Raw genomic sequence first — 20,456 nt, forward strand, 5'->3', positions numbered from 1 at the left:
GATGCGCCGTATTTCACTCAGTTCTATTTATCTTATGCCTTTGATGATGATTTCTACTGTATCGGCAGCGCCGATTTGGTTGGATGAAGATTGGAACATCGTTAAATCAGAGGCTCAAGCCCGTTACTATCTCGCCGAGCCACTCACTAAGGAAGAAAGCGGTTGGCCTGTAACGGTTTATTTCCAAGGCGGAGACATCGTCAATTTTAAAGGCACACTTAATAGCGGCGATATCTCGACCGGAAAATCAATTGGTGCTTATGAAATCTATTACGAGAACGGTCATCTTCTCTCGTCGGGTAGCCGCAATGCCAAAGGGCAATACGAAGGACTCACTAAATTCTATAACCAAGAAGGGGTGCTCACCGAAGAAGCAACATATGTTGCTGGCAAGGAAGAGGGTATCGGTCGACTGTTTTATCCTAATGGCGGTGTTGAAGAAGAATACACCATATTGGGCGGGAATCGTGTTGGTGAAGATGTTCACTATTATAAAGATGGTGGCGTGTGGCAAAAACATCGCTTTGTCGATGGAAAAGCCCATGGTCTGCAACGAACCTACCATCGTGATGGCACATTAAGGCAAGAGTCGACGTTCGTTATGGGTCGCCAACAAGGTGAGTACAAAAGTTACTATGAAAATGGTCAAATTTCTTATCAGGTAAGCTATCAAAATGATCAGCCGACAGGTGTGGGGCGATCTTATCACGAAGATGGATTGCTTTATTTGGAGGTAACGTACGAGCAAGGCAAAAAAAATGGCCTGGAACGCTCTTGGTATGGGCAAGAGAAGCTGCGCTCTGAGCAGCATAATGTTGATGGTAAAACACACGGTGTTGCGACTCGTTATTATGAATCCGGTAATACCAAAAGTATTGAAAATTACGAGAAGGGCCGCCGTCGCGGTAAGCAGTTGGCCTTTTATGATCAGCCTAATGCAGTGGAAAGCGAAACAGAATTTGATACGCAAGGAAATAAGATCGAAGAGACGCGTTTTGATAAGCACAGCACAAAGACGTATCACTACGTTGCTCGCTATCCGAATGAGCAACTCGTTAGTGATTTAAAAAAATACCGTAACTCTATACTCATTTCACGCGAGCAAACCAACGCGAAGAAAAAATGGCAACTAAAGGAGCAATTTAACGCGGACGGTGAATTGACGCAACGTATCGAAAAAATCAATGGTAAATATCATAACGCCTATGTGTCGTTAGATATCTATAGTGACAATATCGAAACGACGCATTATCAACATGGTGTGCGCAGTGGAGAGTATTCAGTGATTAGCCAACAAGGAAAAGTGATCGATACGGGGAGCTATTACAAAGGCAAAAAGAGTGGCGTTTGGCGACATAATTACAATGGTATAACCCGCACGGAAACGTACAATCGCAAAGGTCAACTGCATGGTGAAGTGAGTGAGGTTACTGTTAATGGCGATCGCCTGGTATGGGAGCAGTACCGAAATGGTAAGCAACATGGCCACACCGAAAACTACGCCAAAACAGGGGCTTTACTCGCAAAAGGCAATTACCTAAATGATCAGCGTGATGGTCAATGGCAGCATCAAGAAGAGTATGAGTTTGATGTTGTGATTTGGTCAGGAAAATACCAAAAGGGTAAGAAAGTGGGTAAGTGGTTCGCTCATTCAGCTGCGGGTTATGAGCTAGGTCGGCAGCAATACGATCAACAAGGACGCAAGCAAGGCACGTTCTACACCTTCGAAGAGTATGGCGCGCTTAAACGAATTGAGCGCTACAAAGACGATGAGCCAGTTGGAGAGTTTGAATACTACAATACTGATGGCAAATTGGGCCACAGCGCAAAATCAATCTTTTTGTAGTCAACGAGAGGTAAAGGTGAGAATGGCAAGGTAAACCGTGAACGCCATTTCACCCAATAAGGAGAACAGAATCGTTAAATTTCGTTCTCCTTGTTATAATAAACAGAGCGCAAATCTCCGGGTTGTAATCCCAGTGTGGTTTAGCGCTTTGTTTTGTTACCAAACTGCTTAATGCTGGTTTTCTTCGCCGTACGACGGTTCGCTTGTTTATCTCTCGGCGCGCGCTTACTCACACCCGTTGACGGTTTATCGGTGACGGGAAAGTCGGCCAGTTCTTGCAATGGTAATGGGCGTTTGGTCAGCTGACGAATCGCGGCCATATAGTCACTTTCACCATGACAAACAAGCGAGATCGCCAGACCTTTTTCACCCGCGCGTCCGGTGCGGCCGATGCGGTGTACATAGGTGGTTGGGTTCGTAGGTAGTTCAATGTTGATCACCACTGGCAATTGTTCGATATGAATTCCGCGCGCAAGTAAATCGGTGGCCACCAGAATCTGTGTTTTTTGCTGTTTGAATTCCGCTAAAATTGACTCTCGTTCCTGTTGGCTTTTGTTACCGTGTAACGCACTCACGGTTAAGCCAGCTTTGGTGAGTTTTTTGCACAGGGCATCGGCATTGTCTTTCGCGCCGATAAAGACCAGAGCTTGTTTCCAACCATGACGTTTAATCTGATCGATTAGCACATTGGCTTTACTGCCTTTGTTGACTAGATAAGCAATCTCTTCAATCTCACTGACCACGCTATTGGCTTGATTGGCTTCAATCAACGCTGGTGCATTTAACAAGCTATCCATACTGGCTTTAAGTTCTGGTAGCATCGTGGCAGAAAACAGCATGGTTTGGCGTGTTGCAGGCATGAATGCAACGATCTTTTGCACATCACTCCAGAAGCCCATATCAACTAAGCGGTCCGCTTCATCCAGCACGAGAGTGTTGACATCACGAGGATCAAATTGTTTTTCAGTCAGTAAATCGAGTAGGCGACCTGGCGTCGCGACCACAATTTCAGGGCGCAGTTGCAAAGCTTGAATTTGCACTTCCTTATCCACACCGCCACACAACACTTGGCTGCGAATCTCAAGTTTCTTCGCGACAGCCACGATAGCGTCGTTAACCTGCATAGCCAATTCACGAGTGGGTACCAAAACAATCGCCTGTGTTACTGAGCGCTGAGTTTGTACACGCTCTAAGATTGGTAAACCAAAGGCGAGTGTTTTACCACTGCCGGTTTGTGCAATGGCAAGAATGTCTTTATTGGCTAATGCCGCAGGAATGACAGAAGATTGGATCGCAGTGGCGCTGTTAAACAGTTTCGATATTACAGCGGTAAGATCGGCACCGAGATTAAGCTTGGTAAATGGCATGGTTTGTTGCTCAGGCTGTAGCATAGAGTGATGTCGTTAAATCGTGTTGGGCGCATAGGATACCAAGCAAAACGGTGATGTACATCGTTATGTCCTGCTTGGCGTAAAAACTATGCCAAGTCATCTAGCGGTTTTTCGTTGTATTAGTCACTTGTTCTTTGTTGGATTCACTTTCCTCTTTGTATCCCAAAGTACGAATATGTTGCCCGTGAATGGTGTTTTTCATTAGTTTCCACAGAGCTTCAAGAAAACGCTTGTGCAACGCATGATGACGAATATAGCGCACATGAATAAACCCATACGCCGCTGCGAAGGCAATAAGGGCCAAAATCAGTCCGTAAGTTTCGCTATTTGATAAAATATTCATATCACTCCTCGTTGTCTGTTGTCTGTTGTGGTTCGTTGAGAAATTAATGGGCGAGGTTATTCATCCATTTTCTCGATTTAAATCGGTATAAGCAGGCCGCCCATTTTACGATGGCTTCTAAAAAGAAACTGGCAAAGACATATTCTGCGGGTAGTTTTAACCACAGCGCGCAGATAGCAGCCACCGGAATGCCAAGCACCCACTGTGAAATGAGATCTTGGTAGAGACAGAACTTAACATCACCACCGGCTCTAAGTACCCCGACCACCATTACTGTTGGGATCGAACGAACAAGTATGCCGATGCATAAGATGACGAAAAAGGCGCGGGCGAGTTCAATGGTGTCGGGCGAAAGGCCAACAAACAAGTTTAAAATAGTATCGAGATTAAAATAGAGCAGTAATGACACCAACAAAGTCGCAATAACGGCAAAGAGCGCGAAGTACATGGCTTGGTAGTAAGCACGCTGGGGATCTTGAGCGCCAAGATTATTACCGACTACAACCGCAGAGGCATTAGCGATTCCGACCAGAAGACTAAGAGAAAATGCCTCTATCGGTGAGATGATCGACAGTACGGCAAGGGCTGATGTGCCGGTTTGCGCCATAATCGCGGTATAGGCGAAGACCCCCAATGCCCAAAGAAGAAAGTTGATCGTCGTGGGTAGGGCAATACTGAGGAAATGTCGATACTGCTGCCAATTTAATGTTTGTCGAGCAGATTGATATAAGCGCGAAAGTAGATGTTTTTTATGTCCCAGATAGAGCGCGAGCAATATGCTTTCAAGCAGCGTGGCGAGCGTCGTGCCGATCGCTGCGCCTGTCGCGCCTAAAGCAGGTAAACCGAATAAACCAAAGATGAGCACCCAGTTAAAACTGATATTGAGTACAATCCCAATCCCGCTAAATAAGGTAATCGTTGAGGCTTGATGCATCGATCGCAAGCCTGCGGCGACACTGACTTGATAAGCAATGAATAATAGGCTCGGGGCAGCATATAGCAAGTAATTGTGACTGACGTTAAACACATCACTTTCACGGGTGGTGAGGTGAATGACATGATGCCCCAATACACTAACGAACACGATAGAACACAGTGCAACCAGCGTAGTAATTACCCAAGATAACTGAATGCTCTGTTTGATGCCTTGTTGGTGCTTAGCGCCAAAATGTTGTGCTGCGAGCGTTGCACCACCAATCGCCACCCCGGAGAGCAGAATGGTAAAGACGAACAAGATTCGAGTCGCGATTCCTGCACCCGCTACGTCATATTCTGATAATTGCCCAAGCATCAGCACATCGATCACCCCTTTGCTTGTCAGCATGATGGTTTGTAGGGTGATCGGCAGTGCGACGGTGAGCAGCACGTTAAATAATTGGCGATCTAAATAGCACCACGCAGGATGCTGACGCAGGCGACTGAATACACGTGTAGCCAAGTTGGATTTGATTAAATTATGCATGCAAGTTTAGTCAGAGAAGTGATAGTCCATTATGTAAGAATATCCGCAATAACCAAGTCGATTATGAACGGGGATTGCGTTCACAATGTTCCTCTGAAAACGTAAAAGCGAAGTGGTGCGATTTGTTGGATATTTTAATGAGATGTTTAGTTTGTATAGCTGTTCGTTTTTTATTGTTTGGTGATATGTGGTAATGCATGGTGTTAATGGTGAATTAATAATCTGACATATTTATATATATTGACTTTTTATTCTGTTTTTACGATATTTCATGCTCTACAAATATTAACGTGAAATAAGCTATGTCTCACTCTCATGCACAGCCAGCGGACTCGGCTGTAACGAAGAAATCTTGGCAAATGCCAGATACCCTTATTCTTATATTTTTTGTTGGTATCTTTGCTGCGATTCTTACTTACTTAATCCCTGCAGGTTCTTTTGAAAGCCAGCAGGTGACATACATGGTCGATGGTGCTGAAAAGACACGTACAGTTATTGACCCTAATTCATTTGTTTATGCCACTGATGCCGCGGGTGAACTGGTTTACAACACGGTAAGCCTATTTGCTTCAGGTGGTGGCATTGGTTTAATGAACTTCCCATTTGAAGGTCTGACTTCAGGCTCTAAATGGGGCAGTGCCATTGGCGTAATTATGTTTATGCTGGTGATCGGTGGTGCGTTTGGCGTCGTAATGCGCACAGGCACGATCGATAACGGTATTTTGCGCCTGATTGATAAAACCAAAGGTAATGAATCACTATTTATCCCAGTACTATTCTTGCTGTTCTCACTCGGTGGTGCAGTATTTGGTATGGGTGAAGAAGCGGTTGCGTTTGCGATTATCATTGCACCACTGATGGTTCGCCTAGGCTACGACGGTATCACTACCGTAATGGTCACCTACATTGCAACCCAAATTGGTTTTGCGACTTCTTGGATGAACCCATTCTCAGTGGCGATTGCTCAAGGTATCGCGGGCATTCCAGTTCTTTCTGGTATGACAGTTCGTATGGGCTTATGGGCTGGCTTTACGCTTATCGGTATCGCTTTCACTATGGCATACGCTGCACGCATCAAAGCAAACCCTGAGCTTTCTTACAGCCGTCGTACTGATGCACATTTCCGTTCTCAAGAGCTTTCTGAAACCGCCTCTCGTTGGAATATCGGGGATACCTTAGTTCTGCTTACTGTTATTGCTTCTACTGCTTGGGTGGTATGGGGCGTAGTAATGCACGCATGGTACATCCCTGAAATCGCTTCTCAGTTCTTCACGATGGGCTTTGTTGTGGCGATTATTGGTACTTTGTTCCGTCTAAACGGCATGACATTGAACGACGCTGCGGCAGCCTTTAAAGAAGGCGCAAGTATCATGCTCGCGCCAGCACTACTGGTTGGTTGTGCTAAAGGTGTATTACTGCTGCTAGGTGGTGGTTCTTCAGAGGAACCAAGCGTACTAAACTCAATCCTAAATGGTGCCGGTGGCATGCTAAGTGGATTGCCTGCAGTGGCTTCTGCTTGGTTAATGTACGTGTTCCAGTCTGTGTTCAACTTCTTTGTAACCTCGGGTTCTGGCCAAGCAGCACTAACCATGCCACTACTATCGCCATTGTCTGATATTGCTGGCGTGACGCGTCAGGTAGCGGTATTGGCATTCCAGCTAGGTGACGGTTTTACGAACGTGATCGTACCAACCTCAGCGCCTCTTATGGCAACACTGGGTGTATGTCGTATCGATTGGGGTGACTGGGCGAAATTCTGCTGGCGCTTTATGCTACTATTGTTCGCCATCTCTAGCGTAGTCGTGGTAGTTGCTCAGCTAATGGGCTTCTCATAATAAACTCAAGCGAGTTTAGCAATTAGATTCGATGGCGAGATATTTATCTCGCCATTTTTTATTGTTTATTTCTAGATAAGTAAGCAAATATTTTGGAGAGACCATTTTAATGGCGACACAGTACTCAGATGACGTGATCCAAGGTCATCGTGTTATTCACACTTTAGATGTGGCTGATTTAGCGGCAGGTGAACATAAGTTTATGTTCCGTGTCGCAACCGATGCGCTTTCGCAGTGGCAACATTTACCTGTGATGGTATTCAAAGGCAAAAAGCCGGGCAAAAAAATCGTCATCACGGCGGGTGTTCATGGTGATGAATACAACGGTGTGTTAGCTGCGCAAAAAACGGCGCGTGAATTGGCAGGTAAAGAACTGGCCGGCACCGTTACGATAGTGCCGATGATCAACCTTACCGGTATGCTGAATCATAGTCGTGATTTTTATTCGGCAGACCCAGACGCTTCGCCATGTAACTTAAACCGTTTCTTCCCAGGTGATGCCAACGGTAACGAGGCGAATCGATTTATCCATGCATTGTGGCACCATTTGCTACAACCTAATGCTGACCTAGCGATTGATCTGCATACCCAAACAAGCGGAACGGTTTACCCATTGTACGTGTTTGCGGATTTCCGTTTAGAGCAGGCCATTGAGATGGCGCGCCTCACTAACCCTGATGCGATTTTAAATGATCCGGGCGATGCGGGTGTGCTTGAAACCATGTGGAACAGTAGTGGTATCCCAAGCATTACCATTGAAGTCGGCATGGGACGTTACACAGAACTGACACTGATTGCTCGTACGGTTAATGGTATTTTCAATATCCTTAAACACCATGAGCTACTGCAAGGTGAAGTAGATGCGGTGATCCCGTGTTTAGAAGGGCAAGAGATCACCAGTATTCGCGCGGAAATTGGTGGCTTTGTGATCCCACAAGTATCCATGATGGACAAAGTCGAACAAAACCAGTTAGTTGCGATTCAATACGATAATTTTGGCGATGAGCTAAAGCGTTACTATGCGCCAAATGGCGGTACCGTATTGAGCTATAACGTTGAGTCAATCCGTGCCCCGGGGTCTTTGGTAGTACGTTTAATCCATTAAGCTGCCAACTCTCGAATCTAGCTTCTCAGCTCTTAGCTCTCGATTCTTATTCTCGACTCTAGCTTCTCGATTCTTGATTCTCAGCTCTCGATTCTCAGCTCCCAAAGGTCTAAGCCATGCTTAGACCTTTGTTTTATTTGTCGATTGGTCTTTCTTTTGGTGTCACTTTGGCCAGCTCTGATAGGGTTTCAACCAAATTGATTGGCATCGGAAAAATAATGGTCGATGTTTTCTCATTGGCGATTTCCGTCAGAGTCTGCATATAACGCAATTGCAGTGCGTTGGGGGCTTCATTGAGCATTTCAGCTGCTTCTTTGAGTTTTCCTGAGGCTTCCAGTTCACCCGTAGCGTGAATCACTTTTGCCCGACGATTTCGTTCCGCTTCCGCTTGTCGTGCCAGGGCTCTAACCATGCTCTCGTTAAGATCAACGTGTTTGACTTCGACGGTCGCAATTTTGATTCCCCAGTCGTCAGTTTGTTGATCAAGAATCAACTGTAAATCCTTGTTTAGCCGATCACGCTCAGAGAGCAGTTCATCTAACTCATGTTGGCCAAGTACTGAACGAAGTGTGGTTTGGGATAGTTGGCTGGTGGCATCACTGTAGCTTTCGATATTGTTGATCGCCATTTGCGGATCGACCACACGGAAATAGACCACAGCATTGACGCGTACAGAGACGTTATCGCGCGTGATGAGATCTTGGGTGGGCACATCGAGTACGATAGTACGTAAATCAACCCGAACCATCTGTTGAATGAAAGGGATCAATATGATCAGGCCCGGGCCTTTCACTTCTTGAAATCGGCCTAAAAAGAACACCACGCCACGCTCATACTCACGCAGTACTTTGAACACTTGTGTTGCCAGTGCAAATAACAGCACCAACACCACCGCGACGGTATAAATCATCATAAGCGCCTCCTAGTCTTGTGTGCGCAGACGCTCAACCGTAAGGGTTAAGCCTGTAATGTGTTTAACGGTAACCTTGTCACCCGGTTTGAGCATGTTAGGTTCATCACTGTGTGCCGACCACAACACACCATCGAGCAGCACTCGACCTGAACCGTGGCTGAAATCATCAGTGACTACCGCAATTTTTCCAGGGAAGGCATTTGTACCAGTGGTAACGCCTTTACGGCGAATGCGTAGTAACAGTCCGATGGTGAGGACAATCAACATGACGGAAAATGCCGCAATGCCGAAAATAAGCGGAAGGGCGACTTGAAAACCGGGAATATCGCTATCCATAAGAAATATTGAACCAAGTACAAAAGCGACGACTCCGCCCAATCCGAGTACACCAAAACTAGGGCTAAATCCTTCCGCTATCATCAGTGCAATCCCAAGTAACAATAACCCCAAACCGGCGTAGTTGACGGGCATCATTTGCAAGGCATACATCGCCAACAGCAAACAGATGCCACCAAGTACCCCGGGCAAGCCGACACCCGGGTTGTAGAACTCGAGCAACAAGCCATAAATACCGATTAGCATTAAAATATAGGCAACATTGGGATTGGTGATCACCGCTAACATCTCAGCTCGCCAGTCTGGTTGGCGTAGTTGAAAGACGGGATTGCTGATGGCGAGAGTGACTTCTCGATTGTTCAGACTCACCACATGGCCATTAGCAAGGTTAACCAGCTCTTCGGGCGAATTAGCAATAAAGTCGATGACATTGAGTTCAAGCGCTTCAGTGGCATCGAGGCTTGCTGCTTCACTGACGGCTTTTTCTGCCCATTGAGCATTGCGGCCATGCAGACGAGCTAAGCCTTTTATATAAGCCTTAGCATCATTGATAACCTTTTTCTCCATCGCCGTATTGGCGGGGACTTGCTCATCATTGGTGCTCAATGGTTGTGTTTGGTCTATTTTGCTTGGTTGTTGCTCATCGGAAGTGCCCTCATCGGAAGTGGCTTCGTTGAATGAGCGTTCGTGTGATGAGGGGGCGGATGCTGCCGGTTTTTTGCTGGGCGTTTGTTCCTCCGCGCTAGGTGGCTTTACTCCGCCAAGTTGTACTGGGGTCGCTGCGCCTAAATTGGTCGCTTCGGCCATGGCCGCAATGTGGCTGGCTAATAGAATATAAGTTCCGGCACTGGCGGCGCGCGATCCTGATGGGCCAACCCAAGTTGCAATGGGGACATTGGAGGTCGTGATGGTTTGAATCACATCGCGCATGGCGCTGTCTAAGCCTCCCGGGGTGTCCATTTTCAAGATCACCAGACTAACCCCGGAAGTTTGAGCCAGTTCTATTTCGCGGCTGACATAATCGCTACTGGCCGGTCCTATCGCACCGTTGATCGGCACAATCCAAACGGTTTGAGCATTGATTAGGCTCGAGAACAATAAGCCGACACAAAATATCCATAATTTATGCATACAGCCTCCCTCGTTGAGTGGCTATTGATTAAAGTATAGATAAGATGTAATTAATGAGCAGAAACGACAGATCTGCGTAGTGTAAAGTGCTGGGTACACACAGCACTTTGTTCTATTCACAGCAATAATTCGTCGTCTGTTATGTGAGAGCGGTGGTAAACAGCTTGGTTGCTTGTTGGGCGCTCATCGGTTTGTAAAAGTAGTAGCCTTGAATTTCATCAATATTCCATTCTCGTAACTGATGGACTTGTTTCAGGCGTTCAACGCCCTCAGCAACGGTGATTAATCCCAGCTCTTGGGTCATATTCGCTAGGTTACGAACCAATATTTCCGCTCGATCGCTGGTTTCGATCTGGTCAATGTACGATTTATCGAGCTTGACTATATCGAGTGGGAATGGAATAAGCGTGCTGAATGAAGCGTAACCAGTACCAAAGTCATCTAAAGCGAGCTGTATTCCGAGCTGTTTGATTTCATTCATACGAGCAATCGTCTCAGCTTCGACACCCATCAACATGCTTTCGGTGAGTTCAACTACCAACTGGCTATCGCACAGCTCAAACTCGTCCATTACCTGCGTAAGATGATCGGTCAGGTCGGTGTGGTAGAAGTGTTTAGCACTAAGGTTAACGTGAATGGATAGCGGTGACAGACCTTGTTCTCGACGTAATTGATTGAGGTGGTGGATGAAGGCGCACGACTGGCGCAAGACGCTTTCTCCAAGCTGCACAATTAAATTGTTTTGTTCTGCTAATGGGATAAATACATCAGGGGAAACGGTACCAAGTGTCGGGTGGAACCAACGCGCTAACGCTTCGAAGCCATTTATTTGTTCACTTTTGGTGTCGATGATTGGCTGAAACAGCACTCCAATTTGCCCGCCACTAATGGCAGACTCGAGCTCTCGTGTAATTTTTAGCGCCGTTTGTGCATCTTCTGACAGCCCTTCACTCATCATGATGACTTCTTTACTCTGGTGACCATGTTCTGATTGCGCAGAATAGTAAGCAGCCTGCAGCAAATAAGCGAGTGAGTGGTGGGTAAGTTTGCGTTCTACCATCACCACTTTGCAGTTGAGGTCAATGGCAAGACCACAAATCTCTGTTTTGTTGGTCAGCGAATCGATGAGTTTATTGGCAAGGTCGAGGGCTTGCTCAGCATCAGCATCGGTGGGAATGATGGCGATAAATTCAAACTCACTAATGCGCCCAACTCGATAGTGGCTTAAGAGATCATTGAACACGCCCGTTGCGTGACGAATCGCATCATCAAATACCAAATGACCATAAATAGCAGAGACCTGTTTGAGATTTTCTATGGCAATGTACATCAACGAGAAGCGGTTCGGTTCGCTCTCGATTAACTGGGACACTTGCTTCAAAATTGTCGGGCGGTTCTTTAAACCAGAAACTGGGTCTCGACCAGAAAGTTCTTCAATCAGTGCTTGTTGTTTCTTTTGAATGCCCATGTCGTGTATAAGAAACAACAATGCATTTTGGCCATTATGTTGAATCGAAGCGGCTTCGATTTGGCAATCGACAATGTCACCATTGCGGGCGACTAATTGCGCTTCAAAACTGAGTTGGCCATTACTGAGTTGATGATAGAGCAATTCAAGGTGGTACTCATATTCGTTGGTTGAACACAGGGTTGCGAGAGATTGGCAGATTAACGCTTCTCTAGTGTAGCCAAGCAAGTCGAGTGTTTTATTATTCAAATCAATGATTTTACTCTCTAAGACCACCAGTAGGCCGACAGATTTGCTTTCATAGAGAGCGCGGTATTTTTGTTGTGTATCAAGCACTTTTCCTTCTGCGACAAGAGCGTTGGTGGTGAGTGCTTCAACTAATTGAGTCGCGCGATCCAACTCATCGGCTTTACCGCTGCTTTGGTCACTAAGTTGGTATTTATCAAACAGCAGGTTAATGCCTTTTTCGAAGGTATTAAATCGTGTCGCGACGCCTTTTTTAAAAAAGACAAATGAGCCCCCCGCAATGACAGTGGTACTTAAACCGACCGCCATAAATAAATAGGCAAAAAGCGAACTACTGCGGTGAAAATGTTCGCGAGGGGCTTTGGTCACTAGAAAGGCGACGGGTGAACTGTCGTTACTACTCAATGGAGACCATTGAACGATGCTATCTCCTTGGCGCAAGATCATCGTTGTCGCCTTGTTGACTTGCGCTGAACGTTCCATATCGTCAGGCAGTGAGAGTGCTAATCTATTTTGAGCACTTAAAATAGATTGGAACTCTCCCGGAAAGCGCTTGGTAAGATTTTTGCCCCACACCAGCCAACCTACTGATGGTTTGGTCGCTTCACTGTTGCGTATCGGTGTGACGCTGACCGCCCACACTTCGTTATCCACGCGAAATAGGTCAGCGATGCTGTTAGCATAAGCATTATGGGTATTATGTGAACTCGCAATGTGTTTTTTTATCGATTGTTGGCTCATTAGCGTGCTAACCAAGCAGAGTGCGTGATTAGGGTCATTTTTTCGGGATAAGTGTTCAATCACGTCACCTTCTAAGGTGACGAAAACCATCAAATCCAATGCTAATGTATTAAGAGTATCAAGATACAAATTGCGAGAACGAAAGGTTTGTGTATCGCCATCTTGTAGCAATTGATAGGTTTCGTCCCAGTTAGCCCAGTCATAAGAGTGCTCTTGCTGGTCTGCAATCATGATATTGATGACAGACTTTGCTTGGTCGCTGGCGCGTGTCATTTCCATATTTTCTAGCTCATTGAGGCTATATAGAAAAAACGAGCGACTAATGAAAATAAAACTAATGACCATGCCGATCATTCCAAGACAAAAATAAAGGGTCGTTTTATAGCGTAACTTTGACTGGATGAAACGGAACGTGGTCATGTAACAAATTTCTTTTATCGTTATGATTAATGTGATTTTGGTTCGAATTCTATATCGTAACTTTGATGTGTGTCCAAAGAACTCTCGATAAAATAACTGGTCGGAGCATCTCGTTTTCGAGATTGCTTTAAGAAATGATTAGAATTGATGAGAAATGGCGAGTAACATCAATAAGATACTATCTAAGGTGCATGTAAAGCGCTGATGATATCTATTACGCTCTTTTGCGGTCAGTAATGACTCGCGATAGCAAATTTTCGGGATGCAGTATGTTTATTGTTCAGCGACTAATTAAGTTGGCGGTTATAACGTCAATATTTTTAACGATCTTTGATCTAATTTCGTATGGTGAGGTGACTTGGGTCTATCGACTGTTTGGTCTTTCATAGCCAATTCATTCGGTGGTACGCGCTTGTCAAAGTTAGTCATACTCCGTTCAATTGAGGACACCGCTGAGTGTCCTGAATTGCCTAAGCCATTCAAATTGTCTTCTATTTCAACGAAACAAAGAGCGGTTTCATTTGTGCTCTTATCTTTCTCCTACCGTCGCTTTCTCTGGCATAACGTTGTCCTACAGCAATAAACGTGCTTACAAAGCATTATTGAGTTCGGAATTAATGACGGTTGCTTCTGTTACGTGAGCATGCTTTGCCTGTGCAAAATGTTGCCTAGTTCAAATATTGATGATTGTGACGTCGTATATGCTTGGATGACTTTGTTATAGTCCTCGCAAATCAGACTCTTAGATAGAAAGGATGTTATGAAAAAGCACTGTGGTACTTTCTTTACGTCATTGTCGTTACTCGTTTCGGCAAATGTGATGGCGTACGATCTCAGCATGGAATTTTTTGAAGGTGAAGAACTGGCTGCGATTAAACAAGCCGAAACTTCCAATGATCCCGACGTATTGAGATTGGCAGCCGAGTTGCTGATTGGTGACTCGATGATGCAAGAAAACGTAGATCGCGGTTATCAATACCTACAAACCGCTGCTGAAGCGGGTTCACATCAAGCTGCGATATCGCTAGCAGACTATTATTACGATGAAGAAGAATATCAGCAGTCACTTGCTTGGTATCACAAAGCTGAGGCCAGTAACGATCCTTATGTGCTATACAGCTTAGGTGTGATGTACTTTGATGGTGAAGGTACGCCTGCCGATATGGCAAAAGGTAATGAGTATTATCTTGCTGCCGCAAAAGCGGGTTATTCAGATGCGATGTATCAATTGGCCTTTTCCTATAATGATGGTGATGGCATCAAACAGGATTACACCAAAGCGGCGTATTGGTTTGAACAGTCGGCTAACTTAGGTGACGAGAGTGCGATGTATAACCTCGGTATTTCTTACTTAAATGGCGAGGGAGTAGAGAAGAGTTGTAGCAAAGCGATGGCATTGTTCAATGAGGCTATTGAGCAAGCTGACCACACACTTTCTTTAGCAAAAATGGGCGACATCAATTCTTATGACGAATACAAGAAACCGTGTGGTTTCAAGACGCTAGATTTTAAAAAGTCATTTGAGTACTACCAACAAGCTGCGTTACAGGGTGACGGATACAGTCAATACTCAGTCGGTTATGCTTACCGTAATGGAACGGGAACGTGGAGCGATTTTACGAAAGCACTCGCTTGGTTTGAAGTGGCGGTTGAATATGGTTATAGCGATGCGGTTAAGGATGTCAGAGAAGTGAAATCTCAGATGTCTGCAAGCAAAATTGCTGAAGCAGAAAAACTACGTGATTCATTGCTCGATGAGATTTGGTAAAAGAGTCGACTTTTTCTTCTCAAGATAATTAAAGCGCGGTGAATCCGCGCTTTTTTATACCCAACACCCGGTAGAATAAGGCTAAGGTCATTATTAGGATATTAAATAACACGAATTTTATAAGTTAATAGCCGTCTAGTGTGTTTAACTATTTGCACCCGATAGGACCTAATTAAGATCGACTGCGAAGGGGCGGTCTTTGTCGATGAAAAAGAGACATAGGTTTTCCCTCCACCTCAACAACAAGTCCTCAAATATCAGGATTCCTTAAAAGCCTTCCCACTACGTAAAATCTCAGGCAGTGTCGGTACGGCCGACAAGTCGATTTTTTAATAATGAAAAAAAGTGTTGATTAAACGACCGCTTTAAATCGATTGACGTGGGTTTGCCGTGCTATTGATATTATTTATATCTAAAGATAAATAATGTTTATCATATTTATTTCTGCGATTAATTAAAAATAATTAATCGTATCGATTAATGGTTGTTTTTGTTGGTCTGTTTTTGTTCGAAATTTAATCGAGAACCATAAAGCATATTTTCATGAAATTTCCAAATGGCATTAAATTAAATAACTTATGACTATCTTGATAGATGTTTACAATAAATTAATAATAATGGTGTTTTGCTTGATGTTAATGTTTGTTCTGTCAGTAAGATTCATTGATTCTGTGGTTTGTGATCTGTAGCCGGTTGTGTAGTTGTTATTTTTATAACTGTGTATCTAAATGAATAATTTTTCGGTCAATTTCATAATTATGATTGGCATCCAGTTTTGATATTTACCTAGTTGTGAGTTAAATGCCGCTCTGATATTTTTCGCCTAAAATAATACTAAAGTTTAATGAGCCAAATTTAATGAAAATAAAAACACTTAGCATCTTCGTCAGTGCTGCTTTGCTTTCAGGCTGTACTAGCATGATACAAAAAAATGATTTTGATAGTTTTAATTCAAAGATGAATACCGGTGATTATTCTGGAGCCTCTCAAGTTGCATTAGACCATGCTGGTTATGATCAAGAAACAGGTCAAACTGATGACTTACTATGGACACTTCAAGCAGGCGCTACGCTAAATTACGCCGGCCAATACGAGCTATCAACTAAGTTGCTTGATTCAACAGAAAACATGATGAAAAGTGAAGATACAGAAGGAGCAGTATCTGAAACCGCTGAGTTGGTGGGATCTATCGCAGGCAACGATGCGATGCTTGATTATGAACAAGCTCAATATGACGGCGTAATGACAAACACAATCAAAGCATGGAATTTTCTGGCGCAGAATGACTATCAAAATGCGCGTGTAGAACTTAACCGTGCAGAAGAGCGCCAGCGCCGTGCTGCTCAACATTTTGCCGATGAAATTAAAAAGCGAAAGGCAGAGTTAAAAGAAGAAGCAGGTGACTCTGGCGCATTGGTTAAGCAAAGTGTCGAGTCTGAACAAACCAAAATTGCTCTTGCAAAGGCTGGCATCGAGCAAGGTCAATGGAAGCCATATCAAGGTTATGTGAACCCGTTTACCACCTACAGTTACGGCTTGCAGCTAATGCTGACAGGTAAAAACAAGTCGGACTTCCAAAAGGCTGCTGATTCATTTAAACGTGTCTATTCAATGACAAACTCTCAAGTGGCTAAAAACGATTATGAATTAGCCCGTTCACTAGCAAGAAGTAATAATACGAAGAAGCTTGATAACAAAGTTTGGATTATATTTGAAAATGGTCAATCTGTCGTAAAAGAAGAGAAGCGTGTTGACTTGCCAATATTCTTGCTTTCAAACGATGTGGCATATTCAGGTATTGCACTTCCGACCTTAAAAGAGCGCGGTACGTCATATGAAAACATTCTAGTTAATACTTCGAATACAGAAACGATTGCAGATATGGACAAAATTATTGGCGCAGAGTTTGATCAAGAATTTCCATATATTCTCGCTCGTGAAGTGACTCGCGCAACGGTTAAAACTATCGCTCAGAAACAAATTAAAGATGAAAATGAAGTGTTAGGTAACGTATTTGCTGTTTTACAAATGGCGACTACAGGGGCGGATATTCGCTCTTTCTCAGCACTACCAAGTGAATATCAAGCCACGCGTATTGAGGCCAAAGATCGTAAAGTGACCATTCAAGCGGGGAACTACACTATCCCGGTAGAATTAGCGAAAGAATCGAAAGCTCACATCATTTATGTGAAATCAGTATCTCCGGTTATAGAGCCAACGATCAAAGTTGTAAATATTTAAGAGGCAAAAATGAATAAACTCGCTCTAGCTTTAGCAATCACGGCATCAACTTTGGTCGGTTGTAAAACCACCACAACGTATATTGATGCTGCAGATACACAAACCAATGTCGTTGCTGCGTTATCTTATGCTGACTTTAATAAAGCGGCATCTGAAATGGCGAACGAAATTATTAGCAGCAAATTGATGACTCACCCACAAGCGGATGTTGGTGGGAGATATATCATTTATGTGAATGATATTGAAAATGACACGATGCAACGTCTAGACACCGATCAATTAACAAAGTCATTGCGTGTTGAGTTATTGCAATCAGGTAAGTTTCTGGTGACGACAGCATTTGGTGAAGATGATGCGACGAAAAAGATGCGTGATCTCAAAGATTTCAAAATGGTTAAGCAGTCTAGCGTGAAAGGCGATAATCAAGTTCTAGCACCTGATTTTAGCCTTTCAGGTAAAATTCTTCAGCGTAATGCTTCTTTAGATAATGGAGACACTCGCATTGAGTACTACTTCCAAATGTCGATGACCAATATTGAAAATGGTCTTGCGTATTGGGAAGGAGAGAGAGTGGTAGGTAAAGTAGCCGACGGCGATAGCGTTAGCTGGTAATAAGTTCAATGGGCAGCATCGCTGCCCATTATTTATATGAGAAAAAAAATGAAATTAAATAAATTACTAGCTGCTATGCTAATTTCGGGATTTTCACTGCAATTATCGGCGTCAGAGGCTCCATCACAATTACCAAAGGAGCCTGAAGTGTCTCAAGAGGTGATCGGTCAACAGTCGGATCAAGATGTTGTGAAGGCAGAGGCTGAAGCGGACACATTGGACTTGGTTGAAAGTAAGTTAGAAACATACGTTGGGAACGTAAAAGCAAGTTTAGAGAAGCAAGGCAAACAACATAAGGTTTTTGTTTTTTCGGGCACGGCTGATTTGATGGTTGATATCAATGATCCCAACTGGTCTAAAAAACGTGAACGAGCTTTGGAAGAAGCAGCGTTTAATGCACGTAAAGAATACTTAGAAACATTAAATACCAGCGTTGAAAACAGCACGATTTCAACGTTGTCATACAGTAACGGTTTACCAGTTCCAACGGTGAATGATTTTAAAACTGACGACCAAGTTGCGAGTTTCATTGATAAGATACTCGCAGTTCTTGATGGTAAACTGGATAAAGAATTGCAAGAAATGGGCATAGACCCTGAGCAATATAATGCAGCGCCACCGCATATTAAACGCGACCTATACAAACAATCGGTTGTTGATCAAACTGAACGCTCATCATACGGTGATCTAGCTGGCATGATGGTAGTCAAAGTTTTTGAAGAGGTTCGAGATTCCGGACAAGGTACGATAGGCGTAGTGATGGTTCTATCGGCTAATAAGCGCGACCAAGTGCGTGCCATGATTGAGTCGGATGGGCAGGTTCAAGCCCAAACTGATAAAATGAATACCAAATTTAGCAATATTCATGCGATGCTTTCCGCGCAAAAAGAGAGCTTGTATTTAAAATCGGGCACTCAGATTATTTATGACGCTGAAGGTTACCCAATGATTATCGCTTACGGTCAATCGGGTGTAACGTACTCAAACTCATCTGCGAAGAAAAAGATTGAGCGAAAAGTTGCGCAAAAATTTGCGACTAACAATGCATGGGCTAATTTGGCACGAACTTACAATCTAAGCGGTGATTTTAAAGAAACCTCGTCAACTCAAAACCAAGTCAGTGAAAGTGAAAAGTTTGAATTGATTGTAGACTCAGTCCGTCAAACGTCTAGCGGCCTAACTGAAAACTTGATTGAACAGCTAAATGAACGTACAGCGATGACGTCATCAATTCAAAACATGACTGGTGTGAGTCCCGAATTAGAATGGCGTCGCAAGCATCCTATTACAGGCCATGAAATGGTGGGTACGGTTCTGGTGTGGCATCCAAAGAAAGTGACTAATGCGGTTAATCTTGCTAGCGGAAAAAGCGAAGCGCAACTAGACATGGAAGTTGCAGAGCCAAGTGATTCGGTAAACTCCGCTGAATCAGAAGATATGTTTGATGCGGCGGATTTCTAAATGAAATTTAAATCGATTCTAGCCGTGTCGTTATGCTGTGTTGCATCAATGGTAAATGCAAGCAGCTATGAAACGGTTATCACCACAGGGCAAGGGGACACCCTCGATCAAGCGATTGATCAAGGGTTGCGCCGTGCGATAGAGCAGGTGTCGGGTGTCTCTATTGACAGTGCGCGAATTTCTACCACTACATACAGTTCTAACAACGAAGGTAGTGACGCTAAGGAAGCTATGATCGATGGTACACACATGTCTGCCAAGGGCGATGTTAAGTATCGGGTGCTTACCGAAAAGTGCTTGAATGATTTTTGTAATGTTCGATTAGAAGTTAATGTAAAAGTTGATCCTAAGGATAAGATCAAAGATCTTAATGCGAATCGTAGAACAATAGCGATTGGAGATTTCACTGGTCCCAAAGGGGCGACAATCACCAATAAAGTGAAAGACCTTTTGGTACAAGATCGTAAGTTTAAAGTTCTCAACGATAAGTCTGATCCGGCATTGCAATACCTAGTTACTGGTAAGGTTGTAAGCGCTAATACACACAAGCGTGTTGTAGATAATTCACGAACGGTCGAGCTAACGGGTGAGCATATTAAAGACGTTAAAACCTATTACAACACTGATGTGGTTATCGAGTTTCAGATCTTTGATGTCATGCACAATCAGATTAAATGGTCTGCAACGGTACCAACGACGTCTAGTCGGAACAACTTGTCGCTCTTAGTTGATATTGCATCTAAGAAAGTATTCAACCAACTCAAAGATAATATTTATCCTTTGGTTGTATTGGTTGGAGACAATGGCTCGATCGTGCTTAACTCTGGTGGCGAAACGGTTAAGCAAGGTGAGTACTTTGATGTTTTCACATTAGGAGAGAAGTTTGTAGACCCTATCACTAAAGAAAGCCTGGGTCGTGATGAAACGAAGGTGGCAACGGTAAAGGTGACTAAGGTTTTACCTAAGCTTGCCTATGTCAAAGTGATTAAAGGCGATAGCTCAGCGCTAAAATCAAACAGCATTGCGCGTAAATCAACTTATCGCCCTGCAGTAAAGAAAGTAAGTACAAAAGCACCAGCTAAAGTTGAAAAGGAAAAATCAGTTGGTATTATTCTTTAGATTCTTGATAGTGACTTA

14 protein-coding genes are annotated in these 20,456 nt (G+C 43.9%); 8 read left to right on the top strand and 6 right to left on the bottom strand.

The features are described from left to right. Position 1: 1 nt before the first annotated feature. A complete protein-coding gene (locus RH88_RS01300; protein ID WP_005592913.1) occupies positions 2 to 1,846 on the top strand; it encodes a toxin-antitoxin system YwqK family antitoxin in 1,845 nt (614 codons plus the stop codon). Positions 1,847 to 1,986: 140 nt separating this feature from the next. Here the strand turns inward: RH88_RS01300 and RH88_RS01305 are convergent, their stop codons facing one another. The 3 genes from RH88_RS01305 to RH88_RS01315 all read right to left on the bottom strand — a co-directional run bounded on the left by RH88_RS01305 (position 1,987) and on the right by RH88_RS01315 (position 5,042). Beyond that, positions 1,987 to 3,237 (bottom strand): DEAD/DEAH box helicase, encoded by a 1,251-nt coding sequence (locus RH88_RS01305; protein ID WP_005592915.1) that lies wholly within the window; start codon positions 3,235 to 3,237, stop codon positions 1,987 to 1,989. Positions 3,238 to 3,337: 100 nt separating this feature from the next. Next, the gene (locus RH88_RS01310; RefSeq protein ID WP_005592917.1) at positions 3,338 to 3,580 is read right to left on the bottom strand and encodes a hypothetical protein; all 243 of its coding nucleotides are present in this window, start codon (positions 3,578 to 3,580) and stop codon (positions 3,338 to 3,340) included. A gap of 43 nt (positions 3,581 to 3,623) precedes the next feature. Continuing rightward, positions 3,624 to 5,042, bottom strand: coding sequence for an MATE family efflux transporter (locus tag RH88_RS01315; protein WP_005592919.1), 1,419 nt, complete (start codon positions 5,040 to 5,042; stop codon positions 3,624 to 3,626). Between the two features lie 302 nt (positions 5,043 to 5,344). Here RH88_RS01315 and yfcC point away from each other — a divergent pair, with 302 nt between their 5' ends. Both yfcC and RH88_RS01325 read left to right on the top strand, forming a co-directional pair. Further along, positions 5,345 to 6,877 (top strand): putative basic amino acid antiporter YfcC, encoded by a 1,533-nt coding sequence (gene yfcC / locus RH88_RS01320; RefSeq protein WP_005592920.1) that lies wholly within the window; start codon positions 5,345 to 5,347, stop codon positions 6,875 to 6,877. Between the two features lie 109 nt (positions 6,878 to 6,986). Then, entirely contained in the window at positions 6,987 to 7,982 is a 996-nt protein-coding gene (locus RH88_RS01325; RefSeq protein ID WP_005592921.1) for a succinylglutamate desuccinylase/aspartoacylase family protein, read from the top strand. A gap of 133 nt (positions 7,983 to 8,115) precedes the next feature. On the opposite strand, the gene RH88_RS01330 is transcribed toward RH88_RS01325, so the two are convergent. The 3 genes from RH88_RS01330 to RH88_RS01340 all read right to left on the bottom strand — a co-directional run bounded on the left by RH88_RS01330 (position 8,116) and on the right by RH88_RS01340 (position 13,096). After that, a complete protein-coding gene (locus tag RH88_RS01330) occupies positions 8,116 to 8,895 on the bottom strand; it encodes a slipin family protein (protein ID WP_005592922.1) in 780 nt (259 codons plus the stop codon). 9 nt (positions 8,896 to 8,904) lie between these two features. Beyond that, complete coding sequence (locus RH88_RS01335; RefSeq protein WP_005592923.1) at positions 8,905 to 10,362, bottom strand: NfeD family protein; 1,458 nt, start codon at positions 10,360 to 10,362, stop codon at positions 8,905 to 8,907. Between the two features lie 139 nt (positions 10,363 to 10,501). Continuing rightward, positions 10,502 to 13,096: an EAL domain-containing protein gene (locus RH88_RS01340; protein ID WP_241212151.1), complete on the bottom strand. Its 2,595-nt coding sequence runs from the start codon at positions 13,094 to 13,096 to the stop codon at positions 10,502 to 10,504. 901 nt (positions 13,097 to 13,997) lie between these two features. Here RH88_RS01340 and RH88_RS01345 point away from each other — a divergent pair. From RH88_RS01345 to RH88_RS01365, 5 genes are all read left to right on the top strand, one after another. Beyond that, positions 13,998 to 15,005 (top strand): tetratricopeptide repeat protein, encoded by a 1,008-nt coding sequence (locus RH88_RS01345; RefSeq protein ID WP_005592925.1) that lies wholly within the window; start codon positions 13,998 to 14,000, stop codon positions 15,003 to 15,005. Between the two features lie 858 nt (positions 15,006 to 15,863). After that, complete coding sequence (locus RH88_RS01350) at positions 15,864 to 17,246, top strand: COG3014 family protein (protein WP_005592926.1); 1,383 nt, start codon at positions 15,864 to 15,866, stop codon at positions 17,244 to 17,246. A 9-nt stretch (positions 17,247 to 17,255) separates the two neighbouring features. Next, positions 17,256 to 17,858: a penicillin-binding protein activator LpoB gene (gene lpoB, locus RH88_RS01355; protein ID WP_005592927.1), complete on the top strand. Its 603-nt coding sequence runs from the start codon at positions 17,256 to 17,258 to the stop codon at positions 17,856 to 17,858. Between the two features lie 48 nt (positions 17,859 to 17,906). Beyond that, the gene (locus RH88_RS01360) at positions 17,907 to 19,319 is read left to right on the top strand and encodes a DUF6844 domain-containing protein (protein WP_005592929.1); all 1,413 of its coding nucleotides are present in this window, start codon (positions 17,907 to 17,909) and stop codon (positions 19,317 to 19,319) included. After that, positions 19,320 to 20,438: a hypothetical protein gene (locus RH88_RS01365; RefSeq protein ID WP_005592930.1), complete on the top strand. Its 1,119-nt coding sequence runs from the start codon at positions 19,320 to 19,322 to the stop codon at positions 20,436 to 20,438. It abuts the gene before it with no gap. Positions 20,439 to 20,456 lie beyond the last annotated feature (18 nt).

It is taken from the genome of Vibrio scophthalmi LMG 19158 (assembly GCF_000222585.1).
In the GTDB taxonomy this organism is placed as follows: Bacteria; Pseudomonadota; Gammaproteobacteria; order Enterobacterales; family Vibrionaceae; genus Vibrio; species Vibrio scophthalmi.